General features: G+C 52.3%; 18 protein-coding genes, 1 pseudogene and 1 other annotated feature (1 of these 20 cut by a window edge). Of the genes and pseudogenes, 8 read left to right on the top strand and 11 right to left on the bottom strand.

The features are described 5' to 3' along the window. Positions 1 to 216 (bottom strand): annotated as a pseudogene (locus FDW96_RS25365) (DUF2575 domain-containing protein). Positions 217 to 321: 105 nt separating this feature from the next. Between FDW96_RS25365 and rpsT the strand changes: the two are divergent. The 3 genes from rpsT to FDW96_RS01715 all read left to right on the top strand — a co-directional run bounded on the left by rpsT (position 322) and on the right by FDW96_RS01715 (position 4,487). Continuing rightward, positions 322 to 585: a 30S ribosomal protein S20 gene (gene rpsT / locus FDW96_RS01725; protein ID WP_038637070.1), complete on the top strand. Its 264-nt coding sequence runs from the start codon at positions 322 to 324 to the stop codon at positions 583 to 585. A 449-nt stretch (positions 586 to 1,034) separates the two neighbouring features. Further along, positions 1,035 to 2,408: an MFS transporter gene (locus FDW96_RS01720; protein ID WP_137365132.1), complete on the top strand. Its 1,374-nt coding sequence runs from the start codon at positions 1,035 to 1,037 to the stop codon at positions 2,406 to 2,408. A 39-nt stretch (positions 2,409 to 2,447) separates the two neighbouring features. After that, entirely contained in the window at positions 2,448 to 4,487 is a 2,040-nt protein-coding gene (locus tag FDW96_RS01715) for a TIM-barrel domain-containing protein (protein ID WP_137365131.1), read from the top strand. A gap of 54 nt (positions 4,488 to 4,541) precedes the next feature. On the opposite strand, the gene nhaR is transcribed toward FDW96_RS01715, so the two are convergent. The 4 genes from nhaR to dnaK form a co-directional block, all read right to left on the bottom strand. After that, positions 4,542 to 5,435, bottom strand: a complete 894-nt coding sequence (gene nhaR / locus FDW96_RS01710; protein WP_137365130.1) for a transcriptional activator NhaR — start codon at positions 5,433 to 5,435, stop codon at positions 4,542 to 4,544. A gap of 38 nt (positions 5,436 to 5,473) precedes the next feature. Further along, the gene (gene nhaA / locus FDW96_RS01705; protein WP_042312462.1) at positions 5,474 to 6,640 is read right to left on the bottom strand and encodes a Na+/H+ antiporter NhaA; all 1,167 of its coding nucleotides are present in this window, start codon (positions 6,638 to 6,640) and stop codon (positions 5,474 to 5,476) included. A 209-nt stretch (positions 6,641 to 6,849) separates the two neighbouring features. Next, a complete protein-coding gene (gene dnaJ / locus FDW96_RS01700; protein WP_003018956.1) occupies positions 6,850 to 7,983 on the bottom strand; it encodes a molecular chaperone DnaJ in 1,134 nt (377 codons plus the stop codon). 85 nt (positions 7,984 to 8,068) lie between these two features. Then, complete coding sequence (dnaK, locus tag FDW96_RS01695) at positions 8,069 to 9,991, bottom strand: molecular chaperone DnaK (RefSeq protein WP_042312465.1); 1,923 nt, start codon at positions 9,989 to 9,991, stop codon at positions 8,069 to 8,071. A gap of 384 nt (positions 9,992 to 10,375) precedes the next feature. Between dnaK and FDW96_RS01690 the strand changes: the two genes are divergently transcribed. The 3 genes from FDW96_RS01690 (at position 10,376) to satP (ending at position 12,241) form a co-directional block, all read left to right on the top strand. Next, entirely contained in the window at positions 10,376 to 10,780 is a 405-nt protein-coding gene (locus FDW96_RS01690) for a DUF2541 family protein (protein ID WP_137365129.1), read from the top strand. A gap of 32 nt (positions 10,781 to 10,812) precedes the next feature. Further along, positions 10,813 to 11,526: an acidic protein MsyB gene (gene msyB, locus FDW96_RS01685; RefSeq protein WP_042312471.1), complete on the top strand. Its 714-nt coding sequence runs from the start codon at positions 10,813 to 10,815 to the stop codon at positions 11,524 to 11,526. A 148-nt stretch (positions 11,527 to 11,674) separates the two neighbouring features. Further along, positions 11,675 to 12,241, top strand: coding sequence for an acetate uptake transporter (satP, locus tag FDW96_RS01680; RefSeq protein WP_042312473.1), 567 nt, complete (start codon positions 11,675 to 11,677; stop codon positions 12,239 to 12,241). Between the two features lie 34 nt (positions 12,242 to 12,275). On the opposite strand, the gene FDW96_RS01675 is transcribed toward satP, so the two are convergent. The 3 genes from FDW96_RS01675 to tal all read right to left on the bottom strand — a co-directional run bounded on the left by FDW96_RS01675 (position 12,276) and on the right by tal (position 15,359). Then, positions 12,276 to 13,583, bottom strand: a complete 1,308-nt coding sequence (locus tag FDW96_RS01675) for an MFS transporter (RefSeq protein WP_137365128.1) — start codon at positions 13,581 to 13,583, stop codon at positions 12,276 to 12,278. 124 nt (positions 13,584 to 13,707) lie between these two features. Beyond that, positions 13,708 to 14,295, bottom strand: a complete 588-nt coding sequence (gene mog / locus FDW96_RS01670; RefSeq protein WP_038637056.1) for a molybdopterin adenylyltransferase — start codon at positions 14,293 to 14,295, stop codon at positions 13,708 to 13,710. Positions 14,296 to 14,405: 110 nt separating this feature from the next. Further along, complete coding sequence (tal, locus tag FDW96_RS01665) at positions 14,406 to 15,359, bottom strand: transaldolase (protein WP_005124064.1); 954 nt, start codon at positions 15,357 to 15,359, stop codon at positions 14,406 to 14,408. Positions 15,360 to 15,633: 274 nt separating this feature from the next. Here tal and FDW96_RS01660 point away from each other — a divergent pair, with 274 nt between their 5' ends. Continuing rightward, entirely contained in the window at positions 15,634 to 17,064 is a 1,431-nt protein-coding gene (locus tag FDW96_RS01660) for a sodium:alanine symporter family protein (RefSeq protein ID WP_061382884.1), read from the top strand. A 77-nt stretch (positions 17,065 to 17,141) separates the two neighbouring features. Continuing rightward, entirely contained in the window at positions 17,142 to 17,915 is a 774-nt protein-coding gene (yaaA, locus tag FDW96_RS01655) for a peroxide stress protein YaaA (RefSeq protein ID WP_042312480.1), read from the top strand. 84 nt (positions 17,916 to 17,999) lie between these two features. Here the strand turns inward: yaaA and thrC are convergent, their stop codons facing one another. Genes thrC through thrA form a run of 3 tightly spaced genes read right to left on the bottom strand, consistent with a single transcriptional unit; the run spans position 18,000 to position 22,683 of the window. After that, on the bottom strand, positions 18,000 to 19,286 hold the full coding sequence (gene thrC, locus FDW96_RS01650) for a threonine synthase (protein ID WP_042312482.1): 1,287 nt from the start codon (positions 19,284 to 19,286) through the stop codon (positions 18,000 to 18,002). 3 nt (positions 19,287 to 19,289) lie between these two features. Further along, positions 19,290 to 20,219 (bottom strand): homoserine kinase, encoded by a 930-nt coding sequence (gene thrB, locus FDW96_RS01645; protein WP_038637046.1) that lies wholly within the window; start codon positions 20,217 to 20,219, stop codon positions 19,290 to 19,292. Position 20,220: 1 nt separating this feature from the next. Continuing rightward, positions 20,221 to 22,683: a bifunctional aspartate kinase/homoserine dehydrogenase I gene (gene thrA / locus FDW96_RS01640; protein WP_137365127.1), complete on the bottom strand. Its 2,463-nt coding sequence runs from the start codon at positions 22,681 to 22,683 to the stop codon at positions 20,221 to 20,223. A gap of 23 nt (positions 22,684 to 22,706) precedes the next feature. After that, positions 22,707 to 22,750: a sequence feature (Thr leader region), on the bottom strand; it runs 83 nt beyond the window's last position.

Raw genomic sequence — 22,750 nt, 5'->3', positions numbered from 1 at the left:
TCAAAACAGTGAAAATCGTGAAAGTATACCCTGTACCGCGGTCAAGGTTAACCGGCGATTGTTTCTCCGAAACAGAAAGAGGATGGTTTTCATTGTTATGAAACAAATTGCAGACCTTTACGGGCAATCCAATGCAATTTTTCTCGTGGAAAAGCTGTATTCACGCCACGCAAGCTGGTAGAATCCTGCGCCATCACTACGCAACGAGTGCTGCAATTTAAACGGCGCTTATTTGCACAAATCCATTGACAAAAGAAGGCTAAAAGGGCATATTCCTCGGCCTTTGAATTGTCCATATAGAACACATTTGGGAGTTGGACCTTGGCTAATATCAAATCAGCTAAGAAGCGCGCCGTTCAGTCTGAAAAGGCCCGCAAGCACAACGCTAGCCGTCGCTCTATGATGCGTACTTTCATCAAGAAAGTATACGCAGCTATCGAAGCTGGCGACAAAGCTACTGCACTGAAAGCATTTAACGAAATGCAACCACTCGTGGACCGTCAGGCTGCTAAAGGTCTGATCCACAAAAACAAAGCTGCACGTCATAAAGCAAACCTGACTGCACAGATCAACAAACTGGCTTAATCGCCTGCTTGTTGTCGCTTTGTGAAAAAACCCGCGCAAGCGGGTTTTTTTATGTCTGTCGTTCAAGTCCACACTTTCTCCACAGCAGCCTGCTATCGCACCGTTCGTGCACTAGGCATGTTTAATCCCCTGTCCACCCACATCGCCATCAGGCAGATGAAAGTTATTTTCTTTCACTGTTTACTTTTTTTTATTTCATTACTGTCGAAATTGTGACCACCATAGCAAATAGTATCATTGCTCAACAAAAAACGAATAAACGCAATCCTGATGTGAGATTTGATAATTGATCGCCACGCCGGGGTTAACTACTTTTCATAAAACGTCTTTATCCCTATTTTACCTAAAGGTTAATTTTCCCCGGACAATAAAAAATAACGACAACCCTACTGCTTAGAAAGTAAAAGCTGTTTTTCTGGGCGTATCGCACCAATATCGGAGTTATCATTATGAGTTCTGTTATTGAGGATACCCAGTCTTGCGGGTCAACATCATTATCTTTACTACAGCGAATTAGCTACGGTTCTTTAGATGTAGCGGGAAATCTGCTGTACTGTTTCGGTTCAACATACATTCTATATTTCTACACAGACGTTGCCGGTATCAGCCTCGCCGTAGCGGGTGTCATCCTGCTGTTGGCGCGTATTGTTGATGGCGTAGATGCTCCAATCTGGGGGATCATCATCGACAAGACCCGTTCACGCTACGGTAAATGCCGTCCCTGGTTTTTATGGTTACCGCTGCCTTTTGCCGTATTCAGCGCGCTTTCATTTTGGTCTCCTGATATCAGTATGACCGGAAAAGCCATATATGCAGCAATATCCTACATGATAGCCAGTATTTTATTTACCGGACTTAACACCCCGCTCAGTGCAATATTGCCCTTAATGACCCTATCCCCCAAGGAACGGCTGGTCTTAAATTCCTGGAGAATGACCGGCGGGCAAATAGGGGTTTTATTAATGAACGCAACCGCCTTACCGTTAGTTGCTTTTTTAGGTAACGGTGATGACCATGTGGGTTTTATTTATACGGCAATTACATTTGCCATTATATCTTGCGCGCTAACGCTCTTTGCGTTTAAAAACATTCGTGAAATGGATGCGGATAAAATACAGCAAGAGCCAAGATTGCCGATGAAAAAAAGTTTCGCGGCTATGAAAGGCAACTGGCCGTGGATCCTGATGGTGCTGGCTAATCTAATCTTTTGGATAGCACTTCAGCAGCGCTCAACGACCATTGTCTACTATCTGACCTACAACCTGGATCGCAAAGATCTGGTCCCGCTAATCAACAGCCTGGCGACGATTCAGATCCTGTTTATCATCGCCATCCCTTTCTTTAGCAAATATCTCTCTAAGACCTGGATCTGGATCGGTGGTCTGCTAGTCGCTACGTTTGGCGGTGTGATGATGTGGCTGGCTGCGGATAACATTCCAATGCTGATTGCCGCCTGGGTTCTGGGCAATATCGGTAGCGGTATCGCCTGCTCAATGCCCTTCGCCATGCTCGGATTCGCCGTCGACTTTGGCGCATGGAAGACGGGTATCAAAGCTACCGGCATTCTTATCGCCTTTGGCAGCACCTTCTGCATCAAAATGGGCAGTGGTCTCGGTACCGCTTTTGCCGCCTGGATCATGAACAGTTTTGGCTACGTCCCTAACCATGCGCAGAGCGCTACAGGCCTGGAAGGGATAACCTGGGCTTTTATCTGGGCGCCCGCCCTCCTCTTCACGCTCGCAGCAATCCCCCTGCTTTTCTTCCGTAAATATGAAGCCATGGAAGACGAGGTTCGCCGCGATCTGGAAACGATCAATCACTAACGTTCTTATCTTTACCAGCCAAATATGGGAGAAACCACCATGCCATTTTTGCAACAAGACCCGCATCGTCTGGTCTGGCAGCAAAACGATCGCTATTTATGGATTGAACCCTGGGGCGAGAACAGCCTACGCGTGCGTAGCGGCCGTCATCTGCCGGTTATGAGAAATGAAGACTGGGCGCTAACGGAGCCGGTGGCGGAGAGCGCCTGCCATATCGTCTACGACCAAAAGCAGGCCACACTGACTAACGGAAAGATTATCGCTATCGTCAATCAAAAGGGCCAAATCAGCTTTTACCGCCATCCCCATAAATGTTTACTACAGGAGTTCTGGCGTCTGCGGGGAGAAATCGGCGAGGACGAATCTTCACACGGCCAGTACGTCAGCGCACTTAACCTTGAGGGGCGCGAATTTCGCCCTATTCAGGGTGGAAAATATGCGATTAAAGCCCGTTTCGAAGCCGCCGAAGACGAAAAAATTTATGGCATGGGCCAGTATCAGCAAGCCAATCTGGATCTCAAAGGGTGCGTGCTTGAGCTGGCACAGCGTAATTCCCAGGCCTCAGTACCGTTCATGCTCTCCAGTCTGGGCTACGGTTTTTTATGGAACAACCCGGCCGTAGGCCGCGTAACCTTCGCCCACAACCTTACCGAATGGGAAGCTCAGGTCAGCGAACAACTGGACTACTGGATCACCGCAGGTGATACGCCAGCGGAAATCAGCCAGGCTTACGCGCTCGCAACCGGCACGCCGCCGATGATGCCGGATTACGCCATGGGTTTCTGGCAGTGCAAACTCCGTTATCGTACCCAGGAAGAACTGCTGGCGGTCGCCCGCGAGTATAAACAGCGCAATCTGCCCATTTCGGTTATCGTTATCGACTTCTTCCACTGGCCGAATCAAGGTGACTGGATGTTCGACCCGCGCGACTGGCCCGATCCCGACGCCATGATCGCCGAACTGAAATCACTGGGTATCGAGCTGATGGTGTCCGTCTGGCCAACGGTAGATAACCGCACCGAAAGCTATCGGGAGATGCGTGAAAACGGCTGGCTGGTGCAAACGGAGCGTGGCTTGCCGATCAATATGGATTTCCTCGGGAATACCACTTTCTTTGATGCCACCCATCCGGGCGCTCGCGACTATGTCTGGGGCAAAGCCAAGCGCAATTATTACGATAAAGGCGTGAAGCTGTTCTGGTTAGATGAGGCCGAGCCTGAATTCAGCGTTTACGACTACGACAACTATCGCTACCACGCCGGTCCGGTACTGGAAGTGGGCAATATCTACCCGCGGATGTATGCCAAAACCTTTTTTGACGGCATGAAAGCCGATGGCGAAGACAAGGTTATCAATCTGCTGCGCTGTGCCTGGGCGGGGAGTCAGAAATACGGCGCGCTGGTATGGTCAGGTGATATTCACTCCTCGTTTCGATCGCTGCGCAATCAGTTTGCCGCCGGACTCAATATGGGGATTGCGGGTATCCCGTGGTGGACCACGGATATTGGCGGTTTTCATGGCGGCAATATTCACGATCCACGCTTTCATGAACTGCTGATCCGCTGGTTTCAGTGGGGCGTCTTTAGCCCGGTGATGCGCCTGCACGGCAATCGCGATCCGCAAATTTTACCTGAACAACCGTATCGGGATGGCATTGCTCAATGCCCGACCGGAGCGCCGAATGAAGTCTGGAGCTATGGCGAAGACGTTTACGATCTATTAACGGGTTGCCTGGCCTTGCGTGAAAAGCTGAAGCCCTACATCAAGGCACTGATGGCAGAAACGCATGAGCGCAATACGCCGGTGATGCGCACCCTGTTTTTTGAATTTCCTGAGCAGGCTAAAAGCTGGGAGATCGCCGACCAATACTGTTTTGGTCCCGATCTGCTGATTGCTCCGGTGATGCATGAAGGCATGCGCGAGCGTGATGTCTGGCTACCGGAAGGGGAAAAGTGGACAGATCTTGCGACCGGGGAAAGCTATTCAGGAGGGCAGACGCTGCATTACGCTACGCCACTGAACAGAATTCCGGTATTTATCCGCGAAGGTGGGCAGTACCGTAGCCTACTGAGGCTGTAGAATGATTCCGGCTGCGGTAATTGCCCGCAGCCGGAAGTCTTACCGTGTTGATGTCTACTGCAGCTTAAATAACGCCGAGTAGTCCGCATTACAAATACGCTGCACCGCCGGATGCTGGATCATCCTTTCCGCAAATATAGCGTGGTACTCCTCCATCACATTCTCCACGCGCCCAATCTCAACAATCGAATCATCGGCATAGAAGTTGTGCGAATAGAGCGTCGGGGCAACGAAAATAGCGTTATGCGTTGCACCAAAAGCTTTCATCAGCGCTGCGTCATCAAACTCGCCGAGGATTTCAACGTTCAAGCCTTGTGAGTTAATCCAGTTCAACAGCTTACGACCGAGCATCGAGCGACGTCCTGGGATCAGCAATCGACGCTCTTCCAGGCAGGCCGGAAACGGCTTCTCAGGCAAAGGCTGGGTGCACCAAAAACTCACGCCGCATTCGCCTATGCGCACCGAGAACAACCCTTCCTGTTGCGTAGAATCAATCGGACAGTCAGAGATAATCATATCCAGCTTATGCTGGCTGAGTTGATCCAGCAGCATCTCGTGCGTTGATTCAAAACAACGCAGATGAATTTGTTCATCTTCCACCACCGCGGCATCCAACACACGGCTGACCAGCTGTTTGGATAGTGCATCCGCCACACCGACATCAAACAACAAGTTAGACTCTTTGCGGTAGTTCACGATATCCAGCATTTCCTGGCTTAACGTGAACATTTTATCCGCATAACGAAAGACTAACTCGCCCAACTCGCTTGGCTCCAGCCCACGCCCCTTCCGCTTGAACAACTTTCCCTGTAAACGTTCTTCAAGCGCTTTGATCTGCCCGGTAATGGTCTGCGGTGTCAGATAAAGCGCTTCTGCTGCACCAACCACCGAACCTTCTTTATAAACATGCCAAAAGTAATACAGGTGGTTGTAATTTATATGAGACATACTCTCTCCCTGAAAATTGTCACGAAAGGGTTATCCTGTCAGGCGGATGCGTTTAACCGGGTGCGTAACCAGCAGTAACCAATTACCGCCGACAGCAAGGAGCCAATCAGGATCCCCAGTTTCGCCCAGTTAATCAGCTCAGGATCGACATTACCAAACGCCAGGCTGGCGATGAAAATCGACATCGTAAAGCCAATACCGCACAGAATCCCGACCGCCATGATCTGCTGGAAATTCGTTCCTTCAGGTAATTGCGCCAGCTTTAAGCGTAACGCCAGCCAGCAAAACAGGCTGATACCCAGAGGTTTACCAATCAACAGACCTGCAATAATCCCCAACGGTAATACGGAGGTCAGTCCATCAATAGTGACGCCCTGCAGTGAAACGCCTGCGTTGGCGAAGGCAAACAGCGGCAGGATCAGGTATGCCACCCACGGATGCAAAACATGCTCCAGACGCTTTGCCGGTGAACGTCCGTGTTTTTCCTTTAACGGAATGAAGAAACCGACGATCACGCCAGCCAGCGTCGCATGCACGCCGGACTTCAGTACCGCAGTCCATAGCACCACGCCCACCAGAATATAAATCCCGGTACGTCTCACACCACACAGATTCAAGGCTGCCAGGACGAGAATGGCGCACGCAGCAACGCCCAGCGACAGCAGCGAGAGATCGCTGGTGTAGAACAGCGCGATGATCACGATAGCGCCAAGATCATCAATAATCGCCAGCGCCATGAGAAAGATTTTCAGCGCCAACGGAACACGACTGCCCAACAGTGCCAGCACGCCTAATGCAAAAGCGATATCCGTTGCAGCCGGGATCGCCCACCCTTCACGAGTGATAGGGTCAGCATAGTTAAATGCCAGATACAGTAGCGCCGGGACAATCATCCCCCCGATAGCGGCAATGATCGGAAATGCAGCCTGACGCAGACTGGCCAGCGACCCCTGCATCAACTCGCGCTTTACCTCCAGACCAATCAACAGGAAGAACACCGCCATCAACGCGTCATTGATCCACAGCAGCATATTTTTGTTGATCTCAAGCGCGCCAACCCGCAGTTGAACGGGCGTTTCCAGAAAGGCGTGGTACCATCCACTGGTGATCCCGATATTTGCCATCAACATAGCGACGACGGCTGCGATGATCAGGATGATGCCCCCCGAGGCGTCACTACTAAAAAAACGATGCAGATGTTTCACTTTTATTCTCTCTATTAGGTGAATACTTCGTAAATACTATCTTACACCCTCAAAAAGCTCGTTAAAATTAGATTATTTATGATGAATGATTCGGTTTTTACGATCTAATAAAGTAAAGTCGACAAAGATTTTCCGAACGGAAAACAGAAATAAAAAAGCCTGAAACATTTCAGTCCCAGGCTTTTAATCGAAGATTTCTGAGTCGAGAATTAGCGCGTCAGATCGTCAAAGAATTTCTTCACACCGTCGAAGAAACTTTTGGAACGCGGGCTGTTGTTTTCTCCGGTGGGACCGCCGAAGCTTTCCTGCAGATCTTTCAGCAGTTGCTTCTGCTTGTCATTCAGACCAACCGGGGTTTCAACAACTACACGACACAGCAGATCGCCCTGAGCGCCACCGCGAACCGACTTCACGCCTTTCCCGCGCATGCGGAACAGTTTGCCGGTCTGCGTTTCGCCCGGAATTTTTAACTTCACGCGACCGTCCAGCGTTGGGACTTCAATCTCGCCGCCCAGCGCTGCCATCGCAAAGTTAATCGGCACTTCACAGTACAGGTTGTTGCCTTCACGCTCAAAAATTGGGTGCTGTTTTACCTGCACCTGAACGTATAAATCGCCTGCTGGCGCGCCATGCTCACCGGCTTCACCTTCGCCAGACAGACGAATACGATCGCCGGTGTCAACGCCTGCCGGGATTTTAACGGACAGCGTTTTGCTTTTCTCAACGCGACCATGACCGTGGCATTTATTGCACGGATCTTTAATCAGCGTACCGCGCCCCTGACAATGTGGACAGGTCTGCTGTACGGCAAAAAAGCCCTGGCGCATCTGCACCTGGCCGGAACCGTGACAGGTTGGACAGGTCTGCGGTTGAGTACCTGCCTTCGCACCGCTGCCATGGCAGACGTCACACTCTTCCAGCGTCGGAATACGGATCTCTTTGGTGACGCCACGCACGGCTTCTTCCAGAGTGAGATCCATGTTGTAACGTAAATCAGCACCACGTGAGGCACGCTGACGACCACGACCGCCGCCAAAGATATCGCCAAACACGTCACCAAAGATATCGCTGAAGTCAGCCCCGCCGCCAAAACCGCCGCCGCCGCCCATACCGCCTTGCTCAAACGCGGCATGACCGTACTGATCGTAAGCCGCGCGTTTTTGCGCATCGGTCAGGATCTCGTAGGCTTCTTTGATCTCTTTGAACTTGGCTTCGGCCTCTTTATCACCCTGGTTACGGTCCGGGTGATATTTCATGGCCAGGCGCTTGTAGGCCTTTTTGATTTCACGCTCTTCCGCTGATTTGGAAACGCCTAAAATCTCGTAATAGTCTTGCTTAGCCATCTCTTTTTATCTGCCCCTAACATGCGTGCACGGGCGGAGAGGAAACCTCTTCGCCCGTGCCAGTAATTACCCGTTCAAAGGGCGATTATTTTTTGTCTTTCACTTCTTCAAACTCAGCGTCGACAACGTCGTCATCTTTCGCGTTGTTTGCAGAAGCATCAGCGCCTGCTGCACCAGCCTGCTGCTGTGCGTGCTGCTGCTGAGCGATTTCCATCAGTTTCTGGGAAACCTGTGCCAGCGCCTGCATTTTCGCTTCGATATCCGCTTTGTCTTCACCTTTCAGAGAAGTTTCCAGCGCAGTCAGTGCAGACTCGATGGCAGTTTTGTCGTCAGCCGGCAGTTGGTCGCCTGCTTCTTCAACCTGCTTACGAGTGCTGTGCAGCAGATGGTCACCCTGGTTACGGGTCTGAACCAGCTCTTCAAACTTACGGTCAGATTCTGCGTTCGCTTCTGCTTCGCGAACCATTTTCTGGATTTCTTCTTCGTTCAGACCAGAAGAAGCCTTGATGGTGATCTTCTGCTCTTTACCGCTGTTTTTATCTTTCGCGGAAACGTGCAGGATACCGTCGGCATCGATGTCAAAAGTTACTTCGATCTGCGGCATACCGCGCGGAGCCGGGCTGATACCATCCAGGTTAAACTGACCCAGATCTTTGTTATCGGCAGCACGTTTACGTTCACCCTGCAGCACGTGGATGGTTACCGCAGACTGGTTGTCTTCAGCGGTAGAGAACACCTGGCTGTGCTTGGTCGGGATGGTTGTGTTTTTCGCGATCAGTGGCGTCATCACGCCGCCCATGGTTTCGATACCCAGAGACAGCGGGGTAACGTCCAGCAGCAGTACGTCTTTCACATCACCAGTCAATACACCACCCTGAACGGCAGCACCGATTGCTACAGCTTCGTCCGGGTTAACGTCTTTACGCGGTTCTTTGCCGAAGAACTCAGCAACTTTCTTCTGGACCATCGGCATACGCGTCTGACCACCAACGAGAATAACGTCGTTGATATCAGAAACAGACAGGCCGGCGTCCTGCAGAGCAACTTTCAGCGGCTCGATAGAACGGTTAACCAGGTCTTCAACCAGGCTTTCCAGTTTCGCACGGGTCACTTTGATGTTCATGTGTTTCGGACCAGTCGCGTCTGCAGTGATGTACGGCAGGTTCACGTCGGTCTGCTGAGCGGAAGACAGCTCGATCTTCGCTTTCTCAGCGGCTTCTTTCAGACGCTGCATCGCCAGCGGGTCATTACGCAGGTCGATACCCTGATCTTTCTTAAACTCGTCAACCAGGTAGTTGATCATACGGCTGTCGAAGTCTTCACCACCCAGGTGGGTATCACCGTTGGTTGCCAGAACTTCGAAGGTTTTTTCGCCGTCAACTTCGTCGATTTCGATAATAGAGATATCGAAAGTACCACCACCAAGGTCATACACCGCGATAGTACGGTTGCCGACTTCTTTATCCAGACCGTAAGCCAGCGCAGCTGCGGTTGGTTCGTTGATGATACGTTTTACTTCCAGACCTGCGATACGACCGGCGTCTTTGGTTGCCTGACGCTGAGCATCGTTAAAGTATGCAGGAACGGTGATAACCGCTTCAGTTACCGGTTCACCCAGGTAATCTTCAGCCGTTTTCTTCATTTTTTTCAGCACTTCTGCAGAGATCTGCGGCGGTGCCATTTTCTGACCTTTTACGTCAATCCATGCATCACCGTTGTCAGCACCGATGATTTTGTACGGCATGATCGCTTCATCACGCTGTACTTCTTCGTCCTGGAAGCGGCGGCCAATCAGGCGTTTAATCGCAAACAGGGTGTTTTGCGGGTTTGTCACTGCCTGACGTTTAGCCGGCTGACCAACCAGAGTTTCACCATCCTGGGTATAAGCAATGATAGAAGGCGTGGTGCGATCGCCCTCGGCGTTCTCCAGCACACGTGCAGTAGTGCCATCCATAATCGCTACACAAGAGTTGGTAGTACCCAGGTCGATACCAATAATTTTACCCATCTAAACGTCTCCACTAAAAATTCGGTCATCATGTGGTTGTGAATCTGTAATAAGGGCGAAACGTGCGGTTTCAACTACCCTGAATCGTTTTTTTTCAGACTCACCACTGCGGTTGACTACTAAGTGGGGTCGTAACCCACTTCATCAAGGGGGGCATGAAAATTTTTTTTAGCGCAGAAGCAATAAATTTGCCGAAAAAAGGCACAAAACTACAAAAAATGAATAATCGCCAATCAAAATTAATTCATAAAACCGATTAATACGGCGCTGTCATTCACACAAAAATTGTAATAAAAAGAAAAGATTACGTGAATGAATCGTTTTTATGTCGGCGGTAAAATAGCGCGAAGCCACACACTTTTGCAGCCGTCAAAGAGAAATTCCATGAAATCCGTTTTAACCCTTTCCGCCAGCCTGCTTATGGGTCTGCTGCTGAGCAGCGCCGCGCACGCTAACGATCATAAAGTTCTGGGGATGATTGCTATGCCCCACAATGCAACCAACGATCTCACGCTCAAAATTCCCGTTTGTCGGGTGGTGAAACGTATTCAACTCACCGCCGATCGAGGCGATATTAACCTTAACGGCGCATCCGTTTACTTCAAAGCTGCGCGCACCTCCAGCCAAAGCCTGAATGTCCCGTCTTCCATTAAAGAGGGACAAACCACCAATTGGATCAACATTAATAGCGACAACGACAACAAACGCTGCGTATCCAAAATTACTTTTTCAGGCCAGTCGGTAAACTCCTCTGACATGGCGACGCTTAAAGTCATCGGCGACGACTAATTCCGCCCTTTTATTCAGAAGCCATAGAAAACATGAATGTCACGTATTTGCATGACGACGACCTCGACTTTCTGCAGCATTGCAGTGAGGAACAACTCGCCACGATTACTCGCCTGTTAACGCATAATGAAAAAGGGAAAGCCCGTCTGTCGAGCGTTCTGAGCCACAACGAATTATTTAAATCGATGGAAGGACACCCGGAACAGCACCGCCGCAACTGGCAACTGATCGCTGGCGAACTTCAGCATTATGGTGGCGACAGCATTGCCAATAAACTTCGTGGCCATGGAAAGCTGTATCGGGCGATTTTGCTGGATGTTTCGAAGCGCTTGAAGCTTAAAGCCGACAAAGCGATGTCCACGTACGAAATTGAACAATATTTGCTGGAACACTTTCTACGGAATGCCTGGCAAAAAATGGATGCCGGGCATAAGCAGGAATTTCTGCAGGCGGTCGATGCAAAAGTCTCTGAACTGGAAGAGTTACTGCCGCTATTGATGAAGGATCGCCATCTGGCGACTGGCATTTCTCACCTGCTCTCCAGCCAACTCACTCAGATCCTGCGTACCCATGCCGCAGTGAGCGTCATTGGGCATGGATTGCTACGCGGTGCTGGGCTTGGCGGCCCGGTCGGCGCGGCTTTAAACGGGGTTAAAGCAGTGAGCGGCAGCGCCTATCGCGTGACGATTCCGGCGGTGCTACAAATCGCCTGTCTGCGCAGAATGATCAACAGCGCACAAGCGTGATGCCCATCACAGGGAAAATAATTCATTTTCCCTTCGTTAGATCATAGACAGTGCCCTCTCCCCTGATTATTATGCCGCGCCCCGAAGACAGTGATCGTTATTTGGGGAAACTATTTCACCATTCAATCAATGATGATTTTGAGGAATTATGGGCAACACTAAGTTGGCTAATCCGGCACCGCTGGGCCTGATGGGCTTTGGCATGACCACCATTCTGCTTAACCTGCATAACGCGGGTTTCTTCGCCTTTGACGTTATTATTCTGGCGATGGGCATTTTCTACGGCGGTATCGCGCAAATTTTTGCCGGGCTGCTGGAATATAAAAAAGGCAACACCTTCGGTTTAACCGCCTTTACCTCCTACGGCTCGTTCTGGCTGACGCTGGTTGCGATCCTGATCATGCCGAAAATGGGCCTGGCGGATGCGACCAATGGTCAGTTCCTGGGCGTATACCTGGGTCTGTGGGGCGTGTTCACACTGTTCATGTTCTTCGGCACGCTGAAAGCTGCTCGTGCGCTGCAATTTGTCTTCCTGAGCCTGACGGTGCTGTTCGCACTGCTGGCCGTGGGCAACATTGCAGGTAACGAAGCGATCATCCACGTTGCTGGCTGGGTTGGCTTAGTGTGTGGCGCAAGCGCCATTTACCTGGCGATGGGCGAAGTGCTGAACGAACAGTTTGGCCGTACCATCCTGCCGATTGGTGAAACACACTAATCTGACGCTATCCCCCCGAACGGGGGGATATTCCTTACAAGCGCTGTAACTCTCCCTGCACGCTGGTATCGCGATGATAAATATCCTGTCGCAGCCAAATCCCCAGTCCTAATCCCACCAGCGATAACGCCAGTACATACCAGGCTGGAGCCATTGGCGACACGCTCATTAACATCGTCACGGCAATTGGTGTCAGACCACCAAAAATGGCGTACGAAACGTTGTAAGAAAACGAGATACCGGTAAAGCGGACTTCCGCTGGAAACGCTCGTACCATGACATAAGGCACAGCCCCCACCACGCCAACGCACAAGCCCACCAGCCCATACAACAGGAACAAATACTGGGGATGGCTACCGGTCAGATGATAGAAAAACCAGCTCGAACAGGCCAGCAGCAGGCTACCGACAATAAAGGTTTTGCTGGCGCCAACCCGGTCGACAATAAACCCGGCCAGCAGACAACCGACGCACAGCATAATGGTCGCGACGCTGTTGGCTTGTAACGTCAATGCTGGCGCAAAGCCATACTGCTTTTGCAACCAGACTGGCGACATCAGGATCACCACCACAATCCCGGCCGATAAAAGCCAGGTCAGCAGCATGGAAATGACCACCGCTTTTTTATGTTTGCTCACCACCGACTTCACCGGTAGCTCTTGTGCCAACGCTTTACGCTGCTGCATTTCGAGGAAGATAGGCGTTTCCTGCAGCCAGCGGCGCAGATACATCGCCACCAGCCCAAACACGCCGCCCAGCAGGAAAGGAATACGCCAGCCGTAGTCATGCACCGCTTGCTGCGTCAGGCTGGTGTTCACCAGCGTTGCAACCACCGAACCCAGCAGAATCCCCACCGTCAGCCCGGCGGTCAGCGTTCCACAGGCAATGCCGATGCGACGCTCCGGTACGTGTTCCGCCACGAACACCCACGCCCCCGGCACTTCTCCCCCAATGGCAGCCCCCTGCAAAATGCGCATCAGCAATAACAGTAACGGCGCGAGGATCCCCATTGAGGCAAAGGTAGGCAACAAACCAATCGCCAGCGTCGGTATCGCCATCAGCAAAATGCTCAGGGTAAACATTTTCTTGCGCCCGACCAGGTCGCCAAAATGCGCCATAATGATGCCGCCCAATGGGCGCGCCAGGTATCCGGCGGCAAAAATGCCGAAGGTTTGTACCTGACGTAGCCATTCAGGGATATCTGCCGGGAAGAAAAGTTCGCCAACAACAGCGGCAAAGAAGACGAAGATAATGAAATCATAAAACTCAAGCGCCCCGCCGAGAGCAGCAAGCGTAAGGGTTTTATAATCCTGGCGATTTAGCGGTCGAGTGTGTTGTGACATAGCAAACCATGAGTCAGTGGAGTAATTGATTATGTCTGTCGATATATGTAAAGCAAAAATTACTATATCGTAAACAATTCAATACTCCACCTTCATTGTTACTTATATCACGAATAGTCTACTTTCAGGCGTTTGTATCGCGTATTGCGCTTTTAGGGCGAAAAGATGCTACAACTGCCGGTGCAGTTTCGACATAAGGCCCATCTAACAGCTGTATACAATACGGTACACTTGCAAAGATACCTGGCACAATTACCTTACCCTCGGCATCTTTCACGCCTTCCAGCGTTTCTTTGATCGACTTCGGCTGCCCAGGCAGATTCAGGATCAGCGCCTGTTTGCGAATCACCCCAACCTGACGGGAAAGGATTGCGGTTGGCACAAAGTGCAGACTTATCTGGCGCATTTGCTCACCAAAACCTGGCATCTGGCGGTCAGCTACGGCCAGCGTAGCGTCTGGCGTTACGTCGCGACGTGCCGGACCCGTTCCGCCGGTCGTCAGCACCAGATGACAGCTCATTTCATCAACCAGCTCGCATAAGGTCTGTTCGATGATCGCCTGTTCATCCGGGATCAACCGCGTTTGCAGCTCAAAAGGGGTCGTAAGGGCTGATGCCAGCCACTCTTCAAGGGCCGGGATACCTTTATCCTGGTAAACGCCGCTGGAAGCACGGTCAGAAATGGACACCAGGCCAATGCGTAAAGTATTCATGATTATTCCATTTAAACAGTCTCGTTAAACAGAATGATACACTGCGAAAGGAAGGACAGACAGGTTTCAGAAGAGGTAGCGTGACCCCTGTCAGGGCCACGCCGAAATGATTACAGCAGATCGCCGATCATTTTTTCCAGTTTACCCTGGTCTACAGCAAACTTACGGATACCGTCCGCCAGTTTGTCTACAGCCATTGGATCCTGGTTGTGCTGCCACAGGAACTCAGCTTCTGTGATACGTGCCGGACGCGCTTTCACTTCGCCAGAGAAGGACAGTTTACGTTCGATAGCACCTTCGCTTTCCGCCAGCTCTTTCAGCAGAGCCGGTGCAATCGTCAGACGATCGCAGCCCGCCAGCTCGATGATTTCGCCGATGTTACGGAAGCTCGCGCCCATAACTACGGTTTCGTAACCGTGCTGTTTGTAGTACTCGTAGATTTCCGTTACGGAAACCACACCCGGATCTTCTGCCGGTGCATACTCTTTCTTATCGGTATTGGCTTTGTACCAGTCAAGAATACGACCAACGAACGGAGAAATCAGGTATACGCCAGCTTCTGCACATGCACGCGCCTGCGCGAAGGAGAACAGCAGGGTCAGGTTACAGTTGATGCCTTCTTTTTCCAGCTGCTCAGCAGCACGGATGCCCTGCCAGGTTGAAGCCAGTTTGATCAGAATGCGATCGTTGCTGATGCCAGCATCGTTGTACAGTTTAATCAGACGTTTTGCTTTCGCGATGGATGCGTCGGTGTCGTAGGACAGGCGAGCGTCAACTTCTGTGGAAATGCGACCCGGGACCAGTTTCAGGATCTCCAGACCGATGTTTACCGCCAGTTTGTCGGTCGCGTCGACGACCTGCTGCGCGCGGTCGTTGCTCTGCTGCTTAGCCCAGGCTACAGCGTCATCAATCAGCTTGCGGTATTCCGGGATCTGCGCTGCGTTAAGAATGAGAGAAGGGTTAGTTGTGGCATCCTGAGGCTGATACAGCTTCATTGCCGCGATGTCTCCGGTGTCGGCCACTACTGTGGTGAACTGACGAAGGGAGGTCAATTTGTCCGTCATGATAGCGATTCTCTTTAAACAGCTTGTTAGGGGGATGTAACCGATCTTCCCTGATGATAGCACGACGCACTCTCAGCGCAACCGCCTGGATTGTCCTACCTGCCGCTCAGCCCTGATTACGCATCCCAAAGCCTGAGATGCGCAATTAAGGGGGATACCTATTGTTATGATAAACTCCCGCAATCAATCTGCTTATAAGGTATATACTGGTCGATAATTGGTAGCGCTTACATGGGATTATTCGCGCTTACCGGCATCAACAAGAGGGATGTTAATGCCTGATTTTTTCGCATTTATTAATGAAATACTCTGGGGATCGGTGATGATCTACCTCCTGCTTGGCGCAGGATGTTGGTTCACCTGGCGCACGGGGTTCATCCAGTTTCGCTACATTCGCCAGTTTGGCAGAAGTCTTAAAAACAGCATCAACCCGCAACCGGGCGGTTTAACCTCCTTTCAGGCTTTATGCACCAGTCTTGCCGCGCGGATCGGCAGTGGAAATCTGGCGGGCGTGGCGTTGGCAATCGCCGCAGGCGGCGCGGGAGCCGTTTTCTGGATGTGGGTCTCGGCAGTCATTGGTATGGCGACCTCGTTTGCCGAATGCTCACTTGCGCAACTGTATAAAGAACGCGATAGCAAGGGACAGTTTCGTGGCGGTCCTGCGTGGTATATGGCGCGTGGGCTGGGTATGCGCTGGATGGGCGTGCTTTTTGCCATCTTTTTACTCATCGCATATGGGCTGATTTTTAACAGCGTGCAGGCAAACTCGGTCTCGCGCGCACTTGCTTTTGCCTTCGATATCCCTCCCCTCTTCTCCGGTATCGTCCTGGCTATCGCATCATTACTGGTCATCGTCGGCGGTATTAAAGGCGTTGCCCGTTTGATGCAATGGTTTGTTCCGGTAATGGCTCTGTTGTGGGTCGGTTGTAGCCTCGTCATCTGTCTTTGGCATTTCGCTCAGCTTCCCGACATTATCATGACCATCGTTAAAAGCGCCTTTGGCTGGCAGGAAGCCGCCGCCGGCGCCGCCGGATACACGCTAAGCCAGGCCATTGCCAGCGGCTTTCAACGCGGTATGTTCTCGAATGAGGCCGGAATGGGCTCAACCCCGAACGCCGCCGCCTCGGCTGCCTCCTGGCCTCCGCATCCTGCGGCACAAGGCATTGTGCAAATGATTGGTGTTTTAGGCGATACGCTGATTCTCTGTACGGCCAGCGCGATGATCGTTCTGCTGGCGGGTAATGGCACCAGTTCCATGCCCATTGAAGGCATCCAGTTGCTGCAGAGAGCGATGGTCTCGCTGACGGGTGAATGGGGCGCCGGATTCGTCGCCTTTATTGTGATCCTGTTTGCCTTTAGCTCTATCGTCGCCAACTACATCTATGCGGAAAACAACCTTGTTTTCCTGAAGCTGGACAATATCCGGGTAATTTGGCTATTACGTATCGCGACCGTGAGCACCGTTGTCGGCGGCACATTACTCAGCTTCCCGCTGCTCTGGCAACTTGCCGACATCATCATGGCCTGTATGGCTATCACTAACCTGACGGCGATTTTACTGCTCTCGCCGGTTGTCCATACCCTCGCCAGCGACTATCTACGCCAGCGTAAACTCGGAGTGCGCCCGGAATTTGATCCGCGCCGTTATCCTGATATCAGACAGCAGCTTGCGCCTGAAAGCTGGGATGAAACGCCGCGTGATTAGCGCGGCAATCGCAACCATCGATCAATTCTGTCCATTTTTTTGCTAAAGTCGCAGTAAATTTCCTGCAAGGACTGGATATGCTGATTCTGATTTCACCTGCAAAAACGCTCGACTACCAAAGTCCGCTGGCAACCACACGCCACACGCTGCCTGAACTGCTGGATCACTCGCAGCAGCTTATTCACGTGGCGCGCCAACTCTCCGCACCGCAGATTGGCAAGTTGATGGGAATTAGCGACAAGCTGGCTGATCTGAACGCCACCCGTTTCCATGACTGGCAACCCGATTTCACACCGGAGAATGCGCGTCAGGCTATTCTGGCGTTTAAAGGCGACGTCTATACCGGGCTGCAGGCTGAAACCTTCAGCGAAGCGGATTTTGACTTCGCTCAGCAGCATTTACGCATGTTGTCCGGGCTGTACGGCGTGTTGCGTCCGCTGGATTTGATGCAGCCTTACCGTTTGGAGATGGGCATTCGTCTGGCTAATCCAAAGGGTAAAGATCTTTACCAGTTCTGGGGTGATACCATCACCGACAAACTTAACGAAGCACTGGAAGCGCAAGGTGACAGCGTGGTGATTAACCTCGCCTCGGATGAGTATTTTAAATCCGTGAAGCCGAAAAAGCTGAACGCCGAACTTATCAAACCGGTCTTCCTCGATGAGAAGAACGGTAAGTTCAAAGTCATCAGCTTTTATGCCAAAAAAGCGCGTGGCCTGATGAGCCGCTACATCATTGAAAATCGCTTAACGCAGCCAGAGCAACTGACGGCATTTAACAGTGAAGGCTATTTCTTTGATGAAGAAGCGTCAGGGAATGGCGAACTGGTGTTTAAACGCCACGAGCAGTAGTGTACATGCCGGATGGCGGCTAACGCCTTATCCGGCCTACAGGTTTTGTTGGCCCGCTAAGCAAAACGCCAGCGGGCACCACCGTTAACCGCGGGTCATCATCAGCTTACGTAGTGCAGAAAAATCCGCTGGCAGGTGATGAGAGAGCAGCGGCAGATCCGCGCGCTCCGCCAGCTCTTTTGGCAGAGCCAGCGTAAGCTCAAGAATCTCTTCAACGCTTTCCTTAAACTTCGCCGGATGCGCGGTGCCGAGGAACAAGCCATACTCGCCAGGATTCAACTGGTCACGCAGCGCACGGTAAGCCACCGCCGCATGCGGTTCTGAGGTGTACCCCATTTCATGCAGCTCGCGCATCGTATCCTGAGTGGTAGCATCGTCAACGGCGGCATAACCCAGCTCATTCAGACGCCAGATTTTACGGCGGAACAGTTCTTCCACACGCGGCCAGTTGTTCGGCTGGCTGACATCCATCGCGTTGGATAACGTCGCCTGCGTCGCCTTCGGCGCCCACTCGCCTTCTGCAAGGAAGCGTGGAACTGTATCGTTAACGTTGGTCGCCGCGATAAAACGCTTCACCGGCAAGCCCAGCGATTTCGCCAACAATCCGGCGGTCAGATCGCCAAAGTTGCCGCTGGGAACGGAAATAACCAGCTGGTTGCGCGATTCTTGCGGCAGTTGAGCCACAGCTTCAAAGTAGTAACAGATTTGCGCCAGCAGACGGCTGATATTGATTGAGTTAGCCGAGTTCAGCCCCAGCGCTACCTTCAGTTCTTCGTCATCAAACGCCTGTTTCACCAACGCCTGGCAAGCATCAAAATCACCATCAATAGCGACGGTTTCAATGTTACCGCCCAGCGTACAGAACAGTTTTTCCTGTAATGGGCTGATCTTGCCGTTCGGGTAGAGGATCACCACACGAACGTTCGGCAGGCCATAAAACGCATGCGCCACTGCGGCACCGGTATCGCCGGAGGTCGCCGTCAGAATCGTTACCGGTTTGTCGCCGCTGATGTGCGTCAGCATCTGCGCCATAAAGCGCCCGCCAAAGTCTTTAAATGCCAGCGTAGGGCCGTGGAACAGCTCCAGACAGCCAATGTCCGCTGCAACCTGAGCAACCGGCGCCGGGAACGCAAACGCCGCGCGCACGCGCTCTTCCAGAATCTCCTGCGAGATCTCGTCACCAATAAATGCGGAAAGGATCTTAGCGCTGCGGCTAACGAAGTCCTGGTTCAGCATCTCATCCACTTCTGTCAGATTGAATTCCGGCAGATCGTGCGGAAAAAACAACCCCTGATTCTTGCCAAGCCCTTGCGTGACGGCCTGCGCAAAGCTGACCTGTTCGTTATGATCTTTCAGATTATAGAGTTTCATTGATTATCCCAGTACCCGTGCGCCTGCCGTGTCCAACCGGCAAATATGAACAAAGCCTTCCTGATTTTGCAGATAATGTTTAGCCAGCCAGTCTGCGACACGCTGCGCCGTATCCGGCTTATCGCACAAGGCGAACAGCGTCGGCCCTGACCCGGAGATCCCGCTGGCCAGCGCGCCGATTTCCGCTACCGCCTGACGCGCCTGGCTGAAGCCTGGCAGCAAGCGGGTACGATACGGCTCAGCAATGACATCTTTCATCAGCTTCGCGGCCAGAAGAGGCTGACGGGAATAGCAGGCATGGATAAACCCAGCCAGATGCCGCCCGTGGGCGATACAGTCCTGACGGCGATACTGCGCAGGTAAAATGGCCCGCGCTTCCGCCGTCGATACTTTAATCCCCGGATACGCCAGTACCCACAACCACTCATCAAAGCCTGGCACCTGCTGGCTGATAATGCCGTTTTCTTCGATCATTAACTGCATACCGCCCAAAAAGCACGGGGCAACATTATCGTAATGAATACTGCCGGAGATACGTCCTTCCAGCTCACCCATGATCGCCAACAGGCGCGTGTCGTTGAGCGGTTTCCCACAGTGCTCGTTCATGGCGACCAACGCCGCCACAACGGAACAGGCGCTGGAACCTAACCCGGAGCCAATCGGCATATTTTTTTCCAGCGTCATCGCCACCGGAACGGTTTTACCCAGCTCCTGACAGAATCGCTCCCAGCACTGATAGACGATATTTTCTCGCGGCTCAGAAGGCAGTTTGTCAGCAAAGCGCCCAAGATTATTCAGACTGAACTGGTCGGCTGGCTCAACAGAGACCACATCACCCAATAGCGAACCGTCTACGGGGGTTACCGCCGCCCCAAGCACATCAAACCCGACGCTCATATTGGCACTGGAAGCCGGGGCATAAACTCTCACCATGTCAGACTCCTAACTTCCATGAAAGGGTACGTAGCAGGTCGGCAAATACGCCCGCCGCGGTTACGTCATTCCCCGCGCCGTATCCGCGCAGCACTAACGGTAACGGCTGATAGTAATGGCTATAAAACGCCAACGCGTTTTCACCGTTTTTCACTTTGAACAGCGGATCGTTGCCGTCTACTGCATCAATTTTCACGCGACAGATGCCATCCTCTTCAATATTGCCAACATAGCGCAATACTTTCCCCTCATCACGAGCTTTCGCCACCCGCGCGGCAAAGTCATCATCCAGTTGCGACAACTTCGTCATAAAGGTGGAAACATCGCCGGAATCATCAAATTCTGTTGGCAGAACCGGCTCAATGACAATGTCAGACAGCTCCAGCTCACGCCCGGTTTCACGAGCCAGAATCAGCAGCTTACGCGCCACGTCCGTACCGGAAAGATCGTCACGCGGATCGGGCTCGGTATAACCCAGCTCACGCGCCATGGTGGTCGCCTGGGAGAAGCTCATGCCTTCATCCAGCTTGCCAAAAATAAACGACAGAGAACCGGAAAGAATGCCAGAGAATCGTTGCAGTTCATCGCCTGCACTGAGCAGATTTTGCAGGTTTTCAATAACCGGTAAGCCCGCACCCACGTTGGTGTCATACAGGAATTTACGTCGCGACTTCGCCGCAGCAAAACGCAGTTGATGGTAGTAATCCATCGACGACGTATTGGCCTTTTTGTTCGGGGTGACTACATGAAAGCCTTCACGCAGGAAGTCGGCGTACTGATCCGCCACCGCCTGGCTTGAGGTACAGTCGACGATCACCGGATTGAGCAGATGATATTCTTTCACCAGACGAATTAAGCGCCCAAGGTTGAAAGGTTCTTTCGCACACTCCAGCTCAGACTGCCAGTTTTCCAGATTCAGACCATGAACGTTGGTCAGCAGGGCCTTCGAGTTCGCCACGCCGCACACGCGCAGATCGATATGCTTGTTTTTCAGCCAGGTTTGCTGACGTTTAAGCTGCTCCAGCAGCGCACCGCCCACGCCACCGACGCCAATCACAAACACTTCAATCACCTGATCGGTATTGAACAGCATCTGATGGGTCACGCGTACGCCGGTAGTGGCGTCGTCGTTGTTCACTACCACCGAAATAGAACGCTCAGAAGACCCCTGGGCGATCGCCACGATGTTGATGTTCGCGCGAGCCAGCGCGGCAAAGAATTTCGCCGAGATACCGCGCAACGTGCGCATACCGTCGCCAACCACCGAGATGATAGCCAGACGCTCAGTCACCGCCAGCGGCTCCAGCAGACCTTCTTTCAGTTCGAGATAGAATTCATCCTGCATGGCGCGTTGCGCACGCGCGCAGTCGCCCTGCGGGACACAGAAGCTGATGCTGTATTCAGAAGAGGATTGGGTAATCAGCACCACCGAGATGCCTGCACGCGACATCGCGGCGAAAACGCGCGCCGCCATGCCCACCATACCTTTCATTCCAGGGCCGGAGACGCTAAACATTGCCATGTTATTGAGGTTAGAAATACCTTTTACCGGCAAGTCGTCGTCATCGCTGCTGGCACCGATCAGCGTACCGGGCGCTTGCGGATTGCCGGTATTTTTAATCAGGCACGGGATCTGGAACTGGGCAATGGGGGTAATGGTGCGCGGATGTAGCACTTTAGCGCCGAAGTAAGAAAGCTCCATCGCTTCCTGATAAGACATCGACTTCAGCAGTCGGGCGTCGGGTACCTGACGCGGATCGCAGGTATATACGCCGTCGACATCGGTCCAGATCTCGCAACAGTCCGCACGCAAACAGGCGGCCAGTACGGCGGCAGAGTAGTCAGAGCCATTACGCCCCAGCACCACTAACTCACCTTTTTCATTCCCGGCGGTAAATCCGGCCATCAGAATCATATGGTCCGCAGGAATACGGCTGGCGGCAATGCGGCGTGTAGACTCGGCGATATCAACAGTAGATTCGAGGTAATGGCCTACCGCCAGCAGCTTCTCAACCGGGTCGATGACCGTCACGTTGTGCCCGCGCGCTTCCAGCAGGCCAGCCATGATGGCGATCGACATTTTTTCGCCACGGCAGATAAGCGCGGCATTGATGCTGTCCGGGCACTGCCCCAACAGGCTGATACCGTGCAGGACGTGCTTAATCTGGGCAAATTCTTGTTCCACCAGGGCTTTGAGCGGAGCCAGCGGGAAACCCGGCTGTGCGGCGGCAAGACCAACTAAAAGCTCTGAGAAAATGCGTTCGGCGTCGCTGATATTGGCTAAAGCATCCTGACCACCGATGGTCTTTTCAATCATCGCCACCAGATGGTTGGTAATTTTGGCGGGGGCAGAGAGAACGGTCGCGACCTGCCCCTGTCTGGCATTGCTTTCCAGAATGTCGGCAACCCGCAGAAAGCGCTCTGCATTTGCCACTGATGTACCGCCGAACTTCAACACTCGCATGGTTTACCTCATTGCCTTTGGTCGAAAAAAAAGCCCGCACTGTTTAGGTGCGGGCTTTTTCTTGTGT

This window comes from Citrobacter sp. TBCS-15 (assembly GCF_005280815.1).
Lineage (GTDB): Bacteria > Pseudomonadota > Gammaproteobacteria > Enterobacterales > Enterobacteriaceae > Citrobacter > Citrobacter werkmanii.
This window is presented reverse-complemented; position numbering and strand designations above follow the sequence as displayed.